This window comes from Paenibacillus sp. P36 (assembly GCF_045866505.1).
Lineage (GTDB): Bacteria > Bacillota > Bacilli > Paenibacillales > NBRC-103111 > Paenibacillus_E > Paenibacillus_E chondroitinus.
Map to the genome: position 1 here is coordinate 8,513,243 of NZ_AP038372.1, position 17,625 is coordinate 8,530,867.

Consider the following 17,625-nt stretch of genomic DNA (forward strand, 5'->3'; position numbering starts at 1 on the left):
ACAAATAAGTTACAGAATTATACATTTTGAGCCTTGTAGCTTTTCCTGACATAAAGCTGTCAGTGAGCTTGCTATATAGTGGAATAAAAGTGTATAGGAGGCCTATGCATGACTGAACATACGGATAAAATCCTCAGCCGCCGCGATCTCAACCGGGCCCTCCTGGCCCGGCAGCTGCTGCTGCGGCGATCGGACATGCCGGTCCTCGCGGCGGTCCGGCATCTCGTCGGACTGCAGGCGCAAGCCCCCAACCCACCCTACGTGGGGTTGTGGACCCGCCTGCAAAGCTTTCACCATGAGCAGCTGTCGCAGCTCATCCTGGATCGAAGCATCGTGCGCATCGCCTTGATGCGCTCGACCATCCACCTCGTCACGGCAGATGACTGCGTGACGCTGCGCCCGATCCTGCAAGCCGTGCAGGATCGCGGCTTGCAAGGCGCGTTCGGCAAGAAGCTTGCCGAACTGGACCTGGACGCGCTTGCCGCCGCCGGGCGAGCGCTGCTGGAGGCGCAGCCGCTCACGCTAGGTGAGCTCGGCAAGCGCCTGGGGGCCCAGTGGCCGCAGCGCGACGCCACGGCCTTGGCGCAAGCGGTGCGCTGCCGCTTGCCGCTGGTTCAGGTGCCTCCGCGAGGCATCTGGGGCGCCGCCGGGCAGGCCGCCCACACGACCGCGGAGGCGTGGCTTGGCCGCCCGCTGGCGGAGGGGGCCAGTCTGGATGCCATGTTGCTGCGCTACTTGGCGGCATTTGGGCCTGCATCCGTGAAGGATATGCAGGTATGGTCCGGGCTGACCCGGCTGCGCGAGGTCATGGAGCGGCTGCGCCCCAGCCTGCTCGTCTTCCGCGACGAGCACGGCAGTGAGCTGTTCGATCTGCCGCAGGCGCCACGGCCGGACGGTAGTACGCCTGCTCCCCCGCGCTTCTTGGGGGAGTTCGACAATATGCTGCTTTCCTACGACGACCGCTCCCGCATCATGGCGGAGGAGCTGAAGCAGCGTGTGTTTACGGATAACGGCATTATACGCGCAGCGCTGCTTATTGACGGTTTCGTCAGCGGCATTTGGTCCATTGTGAGACACAAACGAAAAGTGTGCGTGTTAACAATCACGCTATTTCGGGAGATATCTGAGGTCGAACGAGCTAGTGTTGAAGCCGAGGCTGAGGGGCTCTGCGCCTTTCATTTTCCTGAAGCTGATTCCGTGGAAATTTGCTATAACTAAAAAGGCTGCCCCACAAGGTCGGAAACAACCTTTGAGACAGCCTTCTGGGCTATATGAGTAGTTATCTTGGGGGTGGAGGGGAACTGTGGTCCGCTATTTCCCAATATATAGCCGATTCTTCGATCCGATGGGAACTACGTTCCGCTATTTTAGCAAAATTGACCTAAACACAAGTAATTTAAGCGAAATAAGGCCCCGTAGTTCCGCTCACCTTGAAATGAGCCTCACTTGGCTCAATTAAGACCCTGTACTTCCCCTATTCCGCGTTGCCAACCACCTGTCGCACATAAAACGCACAACCGGCCTATTTCGCAGCTTTTTCAGCCCATTTCGCCTTCAATGCGCTTTCTACTTCTGCAAGAATCTGATCGGCTGTTTTACCGTCCGTAGAAATACCCAGCTTCGCAGCACGTTTATTCAATGCTGCGGCTTTATTCGCATCTTTGCCTGCTGAGAGAGCTGCACGAAGCTCTTTCGCTGTTTTGCCGTCTGTTGCAATACCCGCCGCTGCCGCTTTTGCTTGCAGTTTCGTCAACTCCGCCGCCTTCATTGCTTCTCTCAGCTCTTTGTTCGTCTTCCCATCCGTGCTAATCCCCAGCTTCGTTGCTTTCGCCTGCAGCTTCGTCAACTCAGCCGCCTTCAATGCCTCTCTCAACTCTTTATTCGTCTTCCCATCCGTGCTAATCCCCAGCTTCGTTGCTTTCGCCTGCAGTTTCGTCAACTCAGCCGCCTTCAATGCCTCTCTCAGCTCTTTATTCGTCTTCCCATCCGTGCTAATCCCCAGCTTCGTCGCTTTCGCCTGCAGCTTTGTCAATGCCGCCGCTTTCAATGCCTCTCTCAAATCTTTGTTCGTCTTCCCATCCGCGCTAACGCCCAGCTTCTTCGCTTTCTCTTGCAGTTTTACCTGCACCGCTGCTTGGATATCCGCTTTGAGCTGCTCTGCTGTTTTGCCTTCTGTGCTGATGCCCAGTTTTGCTGCGGCTTTGTTCAAGCGCTCTGTGTTTTGGGCTGCATTTGCAGTTTTTAGTTCATCTTTGATCTGTTTGTTCGTTTTACCGTCTGTTGATATGCCAAAAGCTTGCGCTTTATCCAGCAATAATTGTTTAAGTGGATGAAACGTGCTGCTGCTCTGCGTTTCCGCCGCAAAAGCCGCCACCGGAACAGTTAATGCAATCGCGCCCACCAAAGCTAGTCCTGTTAATTTTTTCAACATAAGTATCACTCCTCGATTGGTCTATGGTTATGTTTACCTTACGAACCCTATCTTAGCGGATAATTATGTCATAAGTTTGTCATGGTGCACAGCTTAGGCAGTCGGCAAAAATATTTTAAAAACCGTCCCTACCCCAACCTTCGACTCAACTCGAATGGAGCCTCCATGGGCTTCAATGATATGTTTGCAGATCGTCAGCCCGAGGCCTGCGCCGGAGCGATTGCGGCTTTCATCCGCTTTATAGAAGCGGTCAAACAGATGCGGCAGCTTCTCCGGCGCAATGCCCTGACCGTTATCCCAGACTTCGATCCAGCGCTCATTTCGGACCGCTTTCACCCGAATTCCCGCCTCTGATCCCTCTGGGATATGATTAATCGCATTATCCAGTAAGTTGATGAATACCTGCCTCAAACGATCCGCATCCCCCTGCACCCTGAAAGACATCTCCGCCTCCGAACTCAGTTCGATCTGTTTGGACTTGGCTTTCATTTTCAACTGGGTGACCACGTGGGCAATGACATCAGATACATCCATAGGTTGAAAACTCAACTTCACCTGCTTCTCCTCAAAAGACGACAGCTCCATCAAATCATCCACCAAACTGCTCAGTCGCAGCGTCTCTTGGAGAGAAACCTGAATGAACTCCTTGGCATCCTCCGGCTCCACAACACCGTCCGTTATCCCCTGCAGGGAGGCTCGAATCGTCGTCAGCGGCGTCCGCAGCTCGTGCGAAATTTCAGAGAGAAACCTTTTGCGTCCCTCTTCCACCTTCTGCAGCTTGCCTGCCATACGATTCAGCGATCCCGACAGCGATGCTATCTCGTCGTTTCCTCGAACGGGGACCCTTCCGCTAAAATCCCCCAAAGCCAGCGCCTCCGCTGTCTTGCTCATGAGCTGAATCGGCTTCACAAAATGCCGTGAAACAAAGTACAGCACAGCCATCGCCAGCAGCGCCACCGATACGGCCGAGATGTAGATCGCTCGATTGATATCGTTGATCGTCCCTTGGATATTCATAATTGGCGTATATAGAAAAATAGCCCCAACCACACGGCTGTCCTGCACCACAGGACGTCCGACAATCAACATTTTGACCGTACTATTCTGGGTAAAATTGCTCCGCACCGTCACCTGATTCCCTGCCAGCACTTTATCCAGCCATTCCTTGCGTGCCGGGGACTCTCCGATGGACTGGAGTTTGTCCGCATTCACTTTTGGATGCTTGATCAGAGACACGCGAACGTTGGACGATTTCTCTATCGCACTTATTTGTTTGCGGAAATCCTTCTGCAAGGTGGACCCGTCGAATAACTCTTTGGCTAGCTCATCGACCTGTTCCACTTTCTCCAGCAAAAGCTTTTCGCTGCGGTCATATGTCTTCTGTTTCATGGAATAACCGATCGTTCCTGAAATCGCAAGAATAGACACAACTGTGATGGACATGTAGATAAATAAAAGCTTGCGGTAAAAAGAGTTCAGCATGACTCAGGTCCCTCGAACTTGTAGCCAATGCCCCACACGGTCCGAATGCTCCAATCTACTTTTCTTTCTGTATGCGCCGATAGCTTCTGTCTTAGACGTTTTATGTATAAGTCAACGACACGGTCTTCCCCCTCAAAATCCCAACCCCAGATCTTGGCGATGAGATCTTCGCGAGTGAATACCTGATTCGGATTGCGCACAAAAAATAGCAGGAGCTCGTACTCCTTTTTAGGCAAAGCGACCAGTTGACCCTCTACGGTGACATCGTGGGACAGAGCGTCCACCTTCAGGCTACCGGCTTCATAAATGTTTGAGGGCGCCGACGCTTCCGTGCGAATCAGCGTTCTGCGAAGTATCGTCGTCACGCGAGCGACCAGCTCGTTCGGGTCAAAGGGCTTGACCAGATAATCGTCTGCACCCATCTGCAAACCTTCGATTCGCTCATCTACGTGAGCTCTGGCTGTCAGCATCAAGATCGGTACGTCGCTCATGGCGCGAATCTTCTGGCACACGGACCAGCCGTCCCGCTTCGGCAGCATAATGTCGAGCACGATGAAGTCGGGCTGCAGCTCTTCGAACTGCGTGAGAGCCTGCTCGCCGTCATTTGCGGTCATCACCGCATAGCCGCTTTTTTCCAAGTAAAGCTTCGTAATGCGGCAAATATTCAGATCATCGTCCACCACCAAAACGGTTTTCACAAGGCACACTCCCCTGAAGTTAGGTTCTATGACACCATCATACTGGATATTTGTGAATAAAAAATTTATTATTTGCGGATTGCCACCGCTTCCCCCGTTGCCGAGACGGCTTTTTGGGGCGGCTCATTTCGCTTCCGCCACCTTCTCGCTGCCGAGTTAGTGTTGCCGAGCACCAAACAAACAAAAAAAATCCTAGCCTAAGCTAGGATTTTTAAAATTACACTTCAAAAGAGCTTTTCAGCGAAACAATCAGGTTGAACACCAATTTGTCGCTAGTTGTATGCTTCGGATCCACGTTGAAATAGCCATGGCGGAAAAATTGGAACTTATCATGCGGCTTCGCTTCTTTCATACCCGCTTCCACGAAACCTTGCACGATTTGCAGGGAGTTCGGGTTCAGGTTTTCCAGGAAGGAGGCATTTTCGTCCTCTTGGTCATCCAAGATAAGCGGTTCGTACAAGCGGAACTCCGCAGGTACGGCACTTTTCGCATCGACCCAGTGGATCGTGCCTTTGACTTTACGGCCTGTAAAGCCGCTGCCGCTTTTCGTTTCGACGTCATACGTACAGTGGAGCTCGATCACTTTGCCGCTGTCGTCTTTGACGAAGTCGTTGCATTTGATGAAGTAGGCATTTTTCAGGCGCACTTCATTGCCGGGAAATAAGCGGAAATATTTGTTCGGCGGATTTTCCATGAAATCCTCTTGCTCGATGTAGATCTCACGGGAGAATGGAATTTGGCGGCTGCCCATTTCCGGGTTCTCCGAGTTATTCTCGGCATCCAGCATCTCAACGCTATCCTCCGGATAGTTGGTGATGACGACTTTCAGCGGATTGAGAATACCCATCGTGCGGAGCGCCTTCAATTTCAAATCTTCGCGGATAAAATGATCCAGCATTTTCGCATCAACCGTGCTGTTACTGCGGGCAACGCCGATTTCACGGGCAAAAGTGCGAATCGATTCCGGTGTAAACCCTCTGCGTCGCAGTCCGGAAATGGTCGGCATCCGCGGATCGTCCCAACCGTCAACGGCCTTCTCGTCTACGAGTTGTTTCAGCTTTCTTTTACTCATCACGGTGTTCGTGAGATTCAAACGTGCAAATTCGTATTGTCTCGGCACATTTGCCATTTCGCACTCGCGGATGACCCAGTCGTAGAAAGGTCTTTGATCCTCGAACTCCAGGGTACAGATGGAATGCGTGACACCCTCGATCGCGTCTTCAATCGGATGCGCATACGCGTACATCGGGTAGATGCACCAAGCGTCACCCGTATTGTGGTGGTGAGCATGAACCACACGGTAGATCACCGGATCGCGGAAGTTAATGTTCGGCGAGGACATGTCGATCTTCGCGCGCAGCACGCGCTCGCCATCTTTGAACTCACCGGCGCGCATGCGCTCGAACAAGCTGAGATTTTCTTCCACGCTGCGATCACGGTGCGGACTGTTCGTACCAGGGGCAGTCAAGGTACCGCGACTTTCACGGATTTGATCCGCTGTTTGATCATCTACGTAAGCCAAACCTTTACGAATCAGAATGACAGCGCGGTTGTACATTTCCTCGAAATAATTCGAAGCAAAAAAGAGACCGTCCCATTTAAATCCGAGCCACTCGACATCAGCTTTAATGGATTCCACATACTCTGTATCTTCCTTAACGGGATTCGTATCGTCAAAACGGAGGTTCGTTAGCCCTTTGAACTCGTCCGCTAATTCAAAGTTAAGAACAATTGACTTCGCATGTCCTATATGAAGGTATCCGTTCGGCTCTGGGGGAAAACGGGTGACCACCTGGCTGACTTTGCCTGAATTCAAATCTTCGATTACAATATTCTTAATGAAATTGGACGGGGTGCTCGTTGGAGTCTTCGTTTCCATATTGCGCCAGCCTTTCTCCCAATGGTTAAAGTTTTATTTTCTATCATACACTAAAAGTTACTAAAATATAAAGGAGCCCGAGCGATGGAAACATTCGATCATTATCTGGATAAGTACGCAGAACTCGCAATTCGTGTAGGATTAAACGTACAGAAGGACCAAACCGTCGTCATCATGACGCCAATTTCATGTGCAGAATTCGTGCGCAAGCTGACTAAAAAAGCCTATGAAGCAGGCGCGAAAGACGTCGTAATCGACTGGGATGACGATGAAGTAAAAGCGCTGCGCCTTAAGCATGCGCCTGAGTCAACACTTCGTGAATACCCGATGTGGCGCGCGAACGGCCTGGAAGAAATGGCGAAAAACGACGCTGCATTTTTGCAAATTTACGCACCGAACTCCGACTTGCTTAAAGAGGTAGACCCTGAGCGTGTTGCTATTTCCAGCAAAACAGCAGCTACAGCGCGCGAAGGCTTCCTCAACTACATGCGCAACAATCAAGTCAGTTGGTTAATGGTCTCCTACCCGACGGCCGAATGGTCCGCTAAGGTATTCCCGAATTTGAGCGAAGCTGAGCGTGTTAAGAAGCTTTGGGAGCAAATTTTCAAACTAACTCGCGTGGATAAAGAAGATCCTGTTGCCGCATGGAATGAACACATTGAGACTTTGACCGGTAAACAGGATATGCTGAACAGCAAGAAATATAAGCAGCTTCATTTCAAAGCAGAAGGCACTGATCTGTATATTGAGCTTGCGCCCAAGCACCAATGGGTTGCTGCAGGAAGCGAAACCGAGAAAGGTGTTTTCTTCATTCCGAACATTCCAACGGAAGAAGTGTTCACCATGCCTGCCAAAACAGGCACGAACGGAACAGTACGCAGCACGCTGCCTCTGAGCTACCAAGGTTCCCTTATCGATGGCTTCTCGCTTACTTTCGAGAACGGCAAAGTGGTAAAAGCAACCGCAGAAGTAGGCCAAGAAGTGCTGAACAAAATGCTGGATATGGATGAAGGCGCCCGCTATTTAGGGGAAGTGGCACTTGTGCCGTATGATTCGCCGATTTCCAACTCCGGATTGATCTACTACAATACATTATTTGATGAAAATGCCTCCTGCCACATCGCGTTAGGTAATTCGTATCCTTTCACGATTGAAGGCGGAACGTCGATGAGTCTCGAAGAGCTCAACCAGAATGGTTTTAATAAAAGCTTGATCCACGTCGATTTTATGATTGGTTCAGCCGACATGGCCATCGATGGCCTATCGGAAGATGGAACTCGCGAGCCTTTGTTCCGCAATGGCAACTGGGTGTAAGATCAACTAGTCATCCTCTCTCAACAAGAAGACCGCCAAATCAGGAGCATGAGCCCCTTAACCTGGCGGTCTTTCTTCAATGATTGTGGTAGTTTTTGACGACTGCTGACTCTTTCAATACCCATCTGCCCTTCTTCCACTGCCACAATGAAGTGGCGTAACCAAGCGTATCCGAGTTCGCAATGCCGGTAATACGCTGCACTCCCCTCAGATCACATTTCCCGTTTCCACTCTTATCAACAGGCTTCAATAGGCTGTATGCATCCACATTCACGATAATCGGCTTAACCACCTTGCCGTCTTTGTACACGCCGAACTGTTCGTAATCGTCTTTCCGGTCTTTGATATCGATATTGAACGATTTACCGCTCTCTTCGATCTTCATTTTCACCACATAGTTGTTCTTAAAAGTCGCATAGACGCGAAGCGGTGCAGGCAGCGGAATTGCGGTCGGCACATTATTTTTCAGTGAATAGTGGTAAAAGGTCGATAATCCGCCGCTTCCTCCATTTTCCGCGGAAACATAAATCTGAGGCAGCTTCTCGCCGATAAAATCGCAGAACTGCATGTTCGGATTGTATCCGCCTTGCAGAGGGATAACGACTTGCGTTTGCCCGGGGCTCGTTACAACAATGAACAACTGATCATAGTACGGACTGTTCATGTCCAACTTTGTACCGGAAAGAGCCACCTGATCCAGCACGCCGTCGCCTGTCACGTCGATGTCGCGCGTCTGAATGAGCTGCGCTTGTCTAAGCTGTCCGGGCTGCTGCTGAGACGATGGCGGCGCTGGAAGGTCTTCGTTGTTCACCGCTTGAGCCACAACCGTGCCCTGGCCTCCAAGGGATAGGCACCCCAGAAGCAAGCCTACTACCGCTGTTTGCAGCGCTATTTTAGCGCTTTTTTGAAACATGTGAATCATCAGACTCCCTTTGACTTGGATTTGAACTCGGCTTATTGTTTCAAATTTTTCCAAGTTGTATGCGGGAATCTGGTGTTTTACAGATTAGGAGGCCGACGATATTTCGTTGCCTGCTCAAAGGCATACCCCAAAGCCAATAGCTTCCCTTCACTGAACGCGCCAGCGGAAAACATGACGCCCATAGGTCCTTCAGCTGTATAGCCCGCAGGCACGTTCAGCAGCGGATAGCCGGCACGAGCCGCAATGTCATACCCTTCATCGCCAGGAAAAAACAGCGCATCCAGCTGATGCTCCTCAAGCACATGATCAATACCGCGAGAACGCGTAAGCTCCTGATATTTGGCTAAATTGCTGTGATATTCATCCTCTGTCAAGGTACCGCTAGTTTCATTCGACCAAATCAGTGTATTTTGCCCATAAACCAACGCCTTCTCTGCATGCTCATGATTGAACGCAATAACTTCTTGCAAAGTATGTACAGGGACCGATGCATCGAGTTTGGATAAGTAGTCGTTAAGGTCTTTTTTAAATTCGTATCGCAGTACGTCTGAATTCCACTCCTCCCGCTCGCATGGAAGCGATACGGGATCAATCACAACAGCACCCTGCTCGCGCAGCACCTGGATAGCATTTTCGGCAATACGTTGCGCTTCCTCGTTTAAATCTTTGTAGAACCATCGAGGAATACCAATTCTAGCCCCTTGAAGACTATCAGCATCCAGAAAGGCTGTGTAATCACTCTGCCTAGGACTGTTCCCTTCGCTGGCCAGACTCAAAGGGTCACGTGCATCCACGCCAGTCAGCGCTCCGAGAAGCAGCGCCGCGTCCGTAACTGTCCGTGTCATCGGCCCTGGGGTATCCTGCGAGTGAGAGATGGGAATGATGCCAATACGGCTAAGTAATCCTACCGTAGGCTTCAGACCGACCAAGCTGTTATGATGTGCAGGGTTCACGATAGAACCGGACGTTTCCGTCCCGATAGCCGCTGCTGCAAAGCTGGCTGCGGTTGCTGCGCCGGAACCTGAGCTGGACCCGCCAACCTCAATCCGTCCCGGACCATAAGGGTTCAGGACTTGTCCGCCTCTGGAACTATAGCCTGACGGCATCGGTCCGGACATGAAATTGGCCCATTCGGTCATATTCACTTTCCCTAATAACACAGCCCCGGATTCCCGCAGTTTGGCGGCGATAAAAGCATCCTCAGCTGCAAATGATTGCGCTAAGGCCATAGAACCGGCACTCGTATGCATGCGGTCACCCGTATCTATATTATCTTTAAGCAGGATCGGAATGCCGTGCAGTGGGCCTCGGCTTCCCTGCTTTTGACGCTCATCATCAAGCGCTTGTGCGATTTGAAGGGCATCCGGATTGATTTCCAGCACGGCATTGATAATCTTATTCAATTTTTCAATTCTTTTTACATAGAAAGCAACCAGATCGACGGCACGAATTTCGCCCGCTTCCATAGCTTCTTGTAATGTTTTGATATCGGCTTCTACAATCCATTCATCCGGTTTTTCAGACAAATTTGATCGCCTCCTGTAAGTTTCGAGACATGACTGCCTAAGTTATACTATACTCTTGGTGTGGGTATTTTTGGAATGCATTCCAGCGGATATTTTCCGCTCTTCAAATAAGGCAGGTGATCCTCGTGCAAATGATCAAACGAATAACAGACAGCGATATGTTGGGCGGCGATCCTGTATTGATAGACCGCGTTTCCCGCTATTCATCCCGGGGCATTCTCATTGATGGCTTGATGAACATTGCGATGATGTATTTATCAGAATCAGATTTGTACAAGCTGCCTGGCGGCGGGATTGAGGACAACGAGCTGCCGAAAGCTGCTTTTTTACGAGAAATCAAGGAAGAGACCGGCTATGAGGCGGAAATTACGCATGAATTAGGCATTATCGAGGAGCATAAGAACCGTAATCATTTTATGCAGCTTTCCTACTGTTACATTGCCAAAGCGCACCACCCTTCCAGCGCCCCTTCACTAACCGAAAATGAATTGAGACTGGGGATGTCCGTCGCCTGGATGACACTCGATGAAGCATTGGACGTGATGGCTGCCTCCCTGCACAAATGTCAGCGTTATTCGGCCAAATTCATGCTTTTACGCGATAGAATCATTTTGGAACATGCCGTTAACCTTTTAACCGGACAAGACGGGGCGAAAGGAACGTATTTTTAAACCGTGAGGTGTTTTTTTGAAAATCGACCGTTTACTAGCGATCACCATGCTGCTGTTGAACCGCCGAAGAATAAGTGCGAAGGAGCTTTCGGAGCGTTTTGAAGTGTCTCTACGAACCGTATACCGAGACGTGGAAGCCATTAACCAAGCGGGTATCCCTATCGTGTCATTTGCCGGGTTGACCGGTGGGTACGAGATTATGGACCAATACCGATTGGAGCGCCAATTCCTCTCCCTGGAAGAGCTGCAATCCATTATCGTCGGATTAAAAGGAATCCGTTCCACGGTCGGCGACCAGGAAATCGGCAACCTGCTTGATAAAGTCGGCGCACTCGTAGCGAAGTCGGAGCAAAACACGGCCGCCAGATTGGACGACCAGCTCATCATTGATATGAATCCATGGCGACGAGGCAGCGAGGATAAAGAGAAGCTGAACATGCTGCGATCCGCCATTAAGGAATCGAGGCAGATCTCCTTTCAATATATTTCTTCGCAAAGCGAGCAGTCCATTCGCACAGCGGAGCCTATGAGCATCGTCGCCAAAGGTTTTGGCTGGTACTTGTACGGCTACTGCCTGCTTCGTCAGGACTTTCGGATTTTTCGGCTAAACCGCATGAAGGAAATCGAAGTGCTGCCAGAGACGTTTGAACGCCGGGCAGAGGCTAAGGAACCGTTTCAGCATGGTTGGGGCAAAAGAGACCCTTCCACATTGATTAATTTGGTATTGCATGCGCAGCAAAGCATCCAGGCGCAAATTGAGGATTATTTCCAGCCTCAGCAGATCACTTATCAGACGGATGGCTCCATGATCATTACCGCCAAACAGCCGGACGAGCCCTGGCTGCATAGCCTGTTGCTCGGTTATGGGCCTAGTGTGCTAGTTCTCGAACCTGCCCATCTGGCGGCTGCCATCAAAGAAAAAGCTGAAAAAATTGTTCAGCTCTATTCCTAACACTGACATTATGCTGTCAGTCATGGTTGTCTATACTTAGGGTATATCCAATCTAAGGAGGCTTTCCTCATGTTTAAATCAATTCAAGATTTCGTGAACGAATGGAACGAAGAATCCACAGCGACACAACGTGTACTCGACACACTGACAGATGCATCCCTGAAGCAACAAATCGCGCCAGAATTCCGCACACTCGGACAGCTAGCTTGGCATATCGCCACAACCATCCATGAAATGTTATCTCGCGTAGGACTCGAATTCGAAGCACCGGAAGGGGATGAGCATGCGCCTGCCTCAGCCAAAACCATAGCCGATGCTTACCGCGCTACATCATCGGCACTGACGAGTGCCATCCAGTCCCAATGGACGGATGCCAAGCTTACAGAATCCACCGACATGTACGGCCAAATGTGGCTGAATGCGACAACGCTGCGTATGCTGATCTCACACGAAATCCACCACCGTGGCGAAATAATCGTTCTAATGCGACAAGCCGGTCTACGCGTTCCGGACATTTACGGACCCACTCGCGAAAATTGGATAGAAAGAGGCATGCAGCCGCTAATCTAATTGACAACTCGAGCCTTGCGACCCTTCTTGGGCTATAATGGAAGAAAAGCCCAAGGAGTGGTCTCGCTTGCACAATCAAACCGTTATCGTTACCGGCGCTAATTCCGGAATGGGACTTGCAACAACCGTGGAGCTCGCCCGTCAGGGCGCTTACGTGATCATGCTGTGCCGCAGTCAGCCAAGAGGCGAGCTCGCCCTTGCCGAAGCACGCCGTCAGAGCGGCTCAGACCGCATCGAGCTTATGCTTTGTGATCTTGGCTCTCTCGCCAGCATTCGTGCGTTCGCTGACGCCTTCCTCGCCAAACATAACGTGCTGGACGTACTTGTGAACAACGCAGGCGTCGTCACCGTCAAACGGCAAACAACGTCCGACGGTTTCGAAGCGATGCTAGGCGTCAACCATCTGGGCCACTTCCTGCTGACCCAGCTGCTGCTCGAAGCCCTGGTTCGCGCCCCGCAGGGGCGGATCGTTAATGTCTCCTCAGGCGCCCACAAGATCGGGCGCTTCGACTTCAACAACCCTCACCTGACCCGAGGGTTCAGTGTCTGGAGAGGCTATTCGCAATCCAAGATTGCGAATATTTGGTTTACACGCGAGCTGGCCAAGCGGCTTGCAGGCACAGCAGTGACGGTGAACGCGCTGCATCCCGGCGCGGTCGGTACGAATATCGGTGTCGATCGGGACACCGGATTCGGGAAGGCCGTTCACCGCTTGCTGCGGCCTTTTTTCCTAACGCCGGCACAGGGCGCGGATACCGCCATTTATTTGGCGTCCAGTCCGGATGTGCGCTCCGTTAGCGGCGAATATTTTTATAAGAAGAAGATTGCACCTATCTCCGAGAAGGCCAGAGATGATGAATTCGCTGAGCGGTTCTGGGCATGGAGCGAGCGGGAAGTCGGATTAAATCTTGGAAAATAAGGGGAGAATAATCGAGGTTTACGATTCTGATACACGGAGTGTGGCTTCGATTGGACTTCTTTCATAGCCAGGAATCCTTAACTGCGTTTGAATGGATGATGAGAGCTGTTGTGGGCTACTTTTTCCTGCTCATTGCCGCTAAATTGCTCGGACAGCGCTCCATTTCTCAGCTTAGATTCCTGGATTTCATCATTGCACTAATTTTGGGAAATATTATTGCCCACCCTCTCTCAGATGAGCGTTTATCGTTGACCGGCTCTATGATTTCCACCACCGTACTTGTAGTCTTGTACATCTTGACATCCTGGTTAAGCCTGAAGTGGAACGTGCTTAAGCATTTTCTGGATCCGGCGCCTTTGACGCTGATCAAGCACGGGAATATGGTCATGAAAAACTTGCGCAAAGCGCGCATTTCGGTAGACCATCTCTTTTCTGAACTGCGGAAGCAACAGATTGAGGATATTGATACGGTGGCTCTTGCTTTATGGGAGCCAGGGGGAACGATTTCCGTATTCCTTGAGCCGCAGCACCAACCGGTTACGCCCAAAGACATGCACATTCCCACCTCCGCTTTCTCATTGGTGAAGCCGATTATTGTTGAAGGTACGATGAATGAGAAACAGCTGATCCAGCAAGGAAAGAACAGAAAATGGCTGGAAGCCCAGATTCATGCTAATCAGGTTGATTGGGAGGATATCGTGCTGGCCACCATGGATGATCAAGCTCAAATACGCGTATATACAGAGGCCGATACGACCGAAATAAATAAATGAACGAACGTCTTCCTGAGAAGCGTTCGTTCATTTTTAATTAATGACTAAACCGTTTCTCGATTCTTTTACTAATCACCATCGAAGCCCCTACGAATAGAACGACGTAGATCAGACGGGCTGGATTCTCGATAAACCGATGAATATCGTAGCCGATAAAGGAAACCGACATCACCATAACCGCTTTGCCGGCAAGCACAGCAACCAGAAAGGAACGGAATCTCATTCCGACTAACCCTGCCGCCATATTAATAACGACGAACGGTCCTACGGGAAAGAGACTCAGCAGAAACACATAATTAAAAGCCTGCCGGCGAGCCCATACCAGACTTTTCTGCACCTTCGGCTTCTGCGACCACCGCACTAAATAGGGATGCCCAGCCACTTTTTTCACAATCGCGAACGTCACCAAACATCCGCCTACGATTCCGATCCATGAGTACAAAAAGCCGAGCCATAGCCCGTATACAGCCGCGTTCACGCTAATAATGACAAGTGTCGGGAGAGGCGGGATGAACGATTTCATAAAAGGTAGAAGAAGACCCGGCAACGGGCCCAGCGATCGGTATTTATCGACCAGCATGGCCATGTTCTCTTCCGTCATATAAGACAGAAGCTCTGATAATCCCATTGGGAAACACCTACTTTACTTGCAAGAATGAATGGCGGAAGCGCCGCCGTCTATAGGCATGATAGCATATTTTACGAGATTGGAGCACGTTTTGGAATAAGCGCAGACAACGAAAACGGGGCTGTCTCAACATGTCAGGAATGACCAGTTGGATAACCCCGTTCCAATTCAAGATATTCGGACAAAAAAAGCCCACCGAGCCGTGTAAACGGTTACGATAGACTTTACGTGTTCGTGTTCTTCTCCCTGGCTTTCTTGCGATCAACTACACACTGTTCCCACTTCTCCTCTACTTCCTTGATCATAGGATGCAGCATATCGTACATCGCAGCCAGCAACGAAAATCTTTGGGAAAAATGCTCCAGCGATTCCTTCTGCTCCGAACTGCAAGTTTCGATGTTGGGGATTTCTTGTACGGTTTTCTCCGCCCATTTATGAAATAATTCCAAATCCTGCACGATTTTGCGAACGTGATTCAGACTATAGCTTTCAGAAACATAGTAATAATCTCTTCGATCATTACTAGAAGGCATCTTCTTGCACATGCCCATTCTTTCCATATTGCGTATTTGAATGCTTACAGCAGCTTTGGTAACGCCAAGCTGTTCCACAATATCCTGCAAACTAAGAGGACAAGTAGCGAACATAAGCTGTGCGAATATTTTCCCAACAAGCGGGCTAAAGCCTTTTTTTTCGTAATTCAGTGACATAAAATCGCTAATTGTTTGCTTCCACTCAGAGAAAGACTGTTCATGTTGATCCATCGCTACTCTCCTCCTCTGTGAAAAATTAAGATGTTAGTGATAATTGTAGTCAAAAAAAAACAGCCAGTCAACTTTAATGTCGAAATATTGACAAAAATCGATATTGTGAACATTGTGTAACATTTCACAATCCGGAATTGACAATACCATTCCACGGATTTATATTATGATCATTAACAACGTTGTTAACGATAAATACTAACGCAATACAGTTAGTGACATTTTATAGATATACAAGGGAGATGTTTCGAGTGAAGAAACCATTCAAAATTTTATCAACAGGCACACTTGCTGCCGCAATTCTGCTTTCCGGCTCTGCCCTTACTGCAGGTAAAGCATTCGCTGACGAAGCGGTTCCAGCAACAAAATCAACTTTGGAAGCAAATTCTTTTGCAAGCCAACTTATCAACTATCACCTTTCTATCCTTGCTAAGGATGCCGCTCAAGCCACAGGCAAAGACGAAGACGATATTAGAGACGCTCTTGCTGTTGGTGACACGCTGCCTGAAGCTACTGGAATTAGCAACGCTGATCTGCTTTCTGATTTAACACCTATCATTACCTTTGATTTACATAAGGCAAGCAGCTACGGCATCATTTCAGCTGACGAATTGTTAGCTAGTGAAGCCGCTGTTGCTGAACAACTGGGTGCCATCCTGGAAACAAAAGGCGATAAGCTCCCTACTGCTGACAACAACGCAACTCTGGCTCATCTTGTTATGAATCGATTGGATAACGTCGTGCGTGATACAGCCAGCTTTGCAAGAAAAGATCAAAATGACATTTCCGAAGCTCTTCGCCAAGGGAATACACTTGTTCAATCCGCAACATCTTTGGATCCAGGCGAGTTAAAAGATGATTTACTGGGCTTGCTTAAACAAGATCTGCAATTCCAGGTCTCTACGTACGGAGTGTCTCAAGCTGATGCCGATCGTTTCTACGCCCTAGGCGCAGGTAAACTTTCCGAAATCATGAATACATCCGGCTACAATCCAGATAGCGTGAAATGGGCAGCTAAAGATTTAAGTAAACTTGTTGCTAGTCGCATTAACCATGTTATTACCGACACAGCTTTCTTCGCTAGAAAAGATGAGAAAGACGTTCGTGAGGATTTGCTACAAGGCAAAACACTTGTCGCTTCGGCAGCTAATTTAGATCCAGGCGAACTCAAAGAAAAAATTTCGAATGTCATTCGACAAGATCTTGATTTCGTAGTCGCTATGGGTCAGGCTACTCAAGAAGATGCTAACAAGTCTTATGCAGAAGCAGTTTCCAAAATTGCGGATATCATTAATACGCCTGGTTACACGCCTGAGACTGTCGCGGTTCAAGCGGATCTGCAAAAGGTCATTCAAGCTCGTATCGATCGCGTGATCAATGATGCAGCTGTCTTCGGTAAAAAAGAGGAGCGCGATGTTCGCGAGGACCTTCGTCAAGGTAAATCACTTGTTGCCTCTGCAGCAAGATTGGATCCAGGCGAATTCAAAGAAAAAGTTTTGAACCTTCTGAGACAGGATCTTGATTTCCAAGTATCTTTGAATCGCGCAACACAAGAAGATGCTAATAAATATTATTCCGAAGGTGCAGCGAAGCTTACGGACATTATCAACACACCTGGTTACACACCTGAATCTGTTACAGCCCAGGCCGATCTGGAAAAGGTCATTCAAACCCGTATCGATCGCGTAATCAACGACACCGCTGTTTTCGGTAAAAGAGAAGAGAAAGACGTGCTTGAGGATCTTCGCCAAGGTAAAACCCTTGCAGCTTCTGCGGCTAACCTGGATCCAGGCGAACTGAAAGAAAAGGTTCTGAAAGTCCTTAGACAAGACCTTGATTTCCAAGTTTCTATGCACCGTGCAACACAAGCAGATGCAGATAAGTACTATTCCGAAGGCGCTTTGAAGCTCTCAGAAATTATCAACACACCTGGTTACACACCAAGCAAAGCGTAATTGTTAATTGAAAAAGAGCTGTCTCATAGGTCAATCCCGACCTTTTGAGACAGCTCTTTTTGGGTTTTCCGTAACGCCGATTTCTCCTGTTATTCACCGCATCTAGTCCACTTTAAACAACTTAAATGGAATTCCTGCAGT

At 49.5% G+C, this 17,625-nt stretch carries 16 protein-coding genes; 8 read left to right on the plus strand and 8 right to left on the minus strand.

Features of this window, described 5'->3' with window-relative positions:
- Positions 1-108: 108 nt before the first annotated feature.
- Entirely contained in the window at positions 109-1,218 is a 1,110-nt protein-coding gene (locus ACKTT9_RS37400) for a winged helix DNA-binding domain-containing protein (protein WP_407869919.1), read from the plus strand.
- Positions 1,219-1,522: 304 nt separating this feature from the next.
- On the opposite strand, the gene ACKTT9_RS37405 is transcribed toward ACKTT9_RS37400, so the two are convergent.
- The 4 genes from ACKTT9_RS37405 to ACKTT9_RS37420 all read right to left on the minus strand — a co-directional run bounded on the left by ACKTT9_RS37405 (position 1,523) and on the right by ACKTT9_RS37420 (position 6,490).
- Positions 1,523-2,431, minus strand: coding sequence for a hypothetical protein (locus ACKTT9_RS37405; RefSeq protein WP_407869920.1), 909 nt, complete (start codon positions 2,429-2,431; stop codon positions 1,523-1,525).
- A 93-nt stretch (positions 2,432-2,524) separates the two neighbouring features.
- Complete coding sequence (locus ACKTT9_RS37410) at positions 2,525-3,913, minus strand: sensor histidine kinase (protein WP_407869921.1); 1,389 nt, start codon at positions 3,911-3,913, stop codon at positions 2,525-2,527.
- Positions 3,907-4,611, minus strand: coding sequence for a response regulator transcription factor (locus ACKTT9_RS37415; protein ID WP_407869922.1), 705 nt, complete (start codon positions 4,609-4,611; stop codon positions 3,907-3,909). Before ACKTT9_RS37415 ends, ACKTT9_RS37410 begins: the two co-directional genes overlap by 7 nt.
- A 217-nt stretch (positions 4,612-4,828) precedes the next feature.
- Entirely contained in the window at positions 4,829-6,490 is a 1,662-nt protein-coding gene (locus ACKTT9_RS37420; RefSeq protein ID WP_407869923.1) for a glutamine--tRNA ligase/YqeY domain fusion protein, read from the minus strand.
- Between the two features lie 84 nt (positions 6,491-6,574).
- On the opposite strand from ACKTT9_RS37420, the gene ACKTT9_RS37425 reads away from it, so the two are divergent.
- Positions 6,575-7,804 (plus strand): aminopeptidase, encoded by a 1,230-nt coding sequence (locus tag ACKTT9_RS37425; protein WP_407869924.1) that lies wholly within the window; start codon positions 6,575-6,577, stop codon positions 7,802-7,804.
- A 76-nt stretch (positions 7,805-7,880) separates the two neighbouring features.
- On the opposite strand, the gene ACKTT9_RS37430 is transcribed toward ACKTT9_RS37425, so the two are convergent.
- Together ACKTT9_RS37430 and ACKTT9_RS37435 are read right to left on the minus strand one after the other, a co-directional pair.
- Positions 7,881-8,717: a hypothetical protein gene (locus ACKTT9_RS37430; protein ID WP_407869925.1), complete on the minus strand. Its 837-nt coding sequence runs from the start codon at positions 8,715-8,717 to the stop codon at positions 7,881-7,883.
- A gap of 86 nt (positions 8,718-8,803) precedes the next feature.
- Positions 8,804-10,252 carry an amidase family protein gene (locus tag ACKTT9_RS37435; protein WP_407869926.1) on the minus strand — a complete coding sequence of 483 codons (1,449 nt, stop codon included), beginning with the start codon at positions 10,250-10,252 and terminating at the stop codon, positions 8,804-8,806.
- 131 nt (positions 10,253-10,383) lie between these two features.
- On the opposite strand from ACKTT9_RS37435, the gene ACKTT9_RS37440 reads away from it, so the two are divergent.
- From ACKTT9_RS37440 to ACKTT9_RS37460, 5 genes are all read left to right on the plus strand, one after another.
- Complete coding sequence (locus ACKTT9_RS37440) at positions 10,384-10,923, plus strand: NUDIX hydrolase (protein WP_407869927.1); 540 nt, start codon at positions 10,384-10,386, stop codon at positions 10,921-10,923.
- A gap of 16 nt (positions 10,924-10,939) precedes the next feature.
- Complete coding sequence (locus ACKTT9_RS37445; RefSeq protein ID WP_407869928.1) at positions 10,940-11,875, plus strand: helix-turn-helix transcriptional regulator; 936 nt, start codon at positions 10,940-10,942, stop codon at positions 11,873-11,875.
- 69 nt (positions 11,876-11,944) lie between these two features.
- On the plus strand, positions 11,945-12,445 hold the full coding sequence (locus ACKTT9_RS37450) for a DinB family protein (protein ID WP_407869929.1): 501 nt from the start codon (positions 11,945-11,947) through the stop codon (positions 12,443-12,445).
- Between the two features lie 67 nt (positions 12,446-12,512).
- Positions 12,513-13,364 (plus strand): SDR family oxidoreductase, encoded by an 852-nt coding sequence (locus tag ACKTT9_RS37455; protein WP_407869930.1) that lies wholly within the window; start codon positions 12,513-12,515, stop codon positions 13,362-13,364.
- Positions 13,365-13,414: 50 nt separating this feature from the next.
- Positions 13,415-14,137: a DUF421 domain-containing protein gene (locus ACKTT9_RS37460; RefSeq protein ID WP_407869931.1), complete on the plus strand. Its 723-nt coding sequence runs from the start codon at positions 13,415-13,417 to the stop codon at positions 14,135-14,137.
- Between the two features lie 37 nt (positions 14,138-14,174).
- On the opposite strand, the gene ACKTT9_RS37465 is transcribed toward ACKTT9_RS37460, so the two are convergent.
- Positions 14,175-14,765, minus strand: a complete 591-nt coding sequence (locus ACKTT9_RS37465; protein WP_407869932.1) for a TVP38/TMEM64 family protein — start codon at positions 14,763-14,765, stop codon at positions 14,175-14,177.
- A gap of 224 nt (positions 14,766-14,989) precedes the next feature.
- Entirely contained in the window at positions 14,990-15,529 is a 540-nt protein-coding gene (locus ACKTT9_RS37470; RefSeq protein WP_407869933.1) for a GbsR/MarR family transcriptional regulator, read from the minus strand.
- Between the two features lie 251 nt (positions 15,530-15,780).
- Between ACKTT9_RS37470 and ACKTT9_RS37475 the strand changes: the two genes are divergently transcribed.
- Positions 15,781-17,484, plus strand: coding sequence for a hypothetical protein (locus ACKTT9_RS37475; protein ID WP_407869934.1), 1,704 nt, complete (start codon positions 15,781-15,783; stop codon positions 17,482-17,484).
- The last annotated feature ends 141 nt before the right edge of the window (positions 17,485-17,625 follow it).

Bases quoted from the DNA above. Each gene is read 5' to 3' on its own strand.
- ACKTT9_RS37400 (WP_407869919.1), top strand. From the start codon at position 109: ATGACTGAACATACGGATAAAATCCTCAGCCGCCGCGATCTCAACCGG.
- ACKTT9_RS37405 (WP_407869920.1), bottom strand. From the start codon at position 2,431: ATGTTGAAAAAATTAACAGGACTAGCTTTGGTGGGCGCGATTGCATTA.
- ACKTT9_RS37410 (WP_407869921.1), bottom strand. From the start codon at position 3,913: ATGCTGAACTCTTTTTACCGCAAGCTTTTATTTATCTACATGTCCATC.
- ACKTT9_RS37420 (WP_407869923.1), bottom strand. From the start codon at position 6,490: ATGGAAACGAAGACTCCAACGAGCACCCCGTCCAATTTCATTAAGAAT.
- ACKTT9_RS37425 (WP_407869924.1), top strand. From the start codon at position 6,575: ATGGAAACATTCGATCATTATCTGGATAAGTACGCAGAACTCGCAATT.
- ACKTT9_RS37430 (WP_407869925.1), bottom strand. From the start codon at position 8,717: ATGTTTCAAAAAAGCGCTAAAATAGCGCTGCAAACAGCGGTAGTAGGC.
- ACKTT9_RS37440 (WP_407869927.1), top strand. From the start codon at position 10,384: ATGATCAAACGAATAACAGACAGCGATATGTTGGGCGGCGATCCTGTA.
- ACKTT9_RS37450 (WP_407869929.1), top strand. From the start codon at position 11,945: ATGTTTAAATCAATTCAAGATTTCGTGAACGAATGGAACGAAGAATCC.
- ACKTT9_RS37465 (WP_407869932.1), bottom strand. From the start codon at position 14,765: ATGGGATTATCAGAGCTTCTGTCTTATATGACGGAAGAGAACATGGCC.
- ACKTT9_RS37470 (WP_407869933.1), bottom strand. From the start codon at position 15,529: ATGGATCAACATGAACAGTCTTTCTCTGAGTGGAAGCAAACAATTAGC.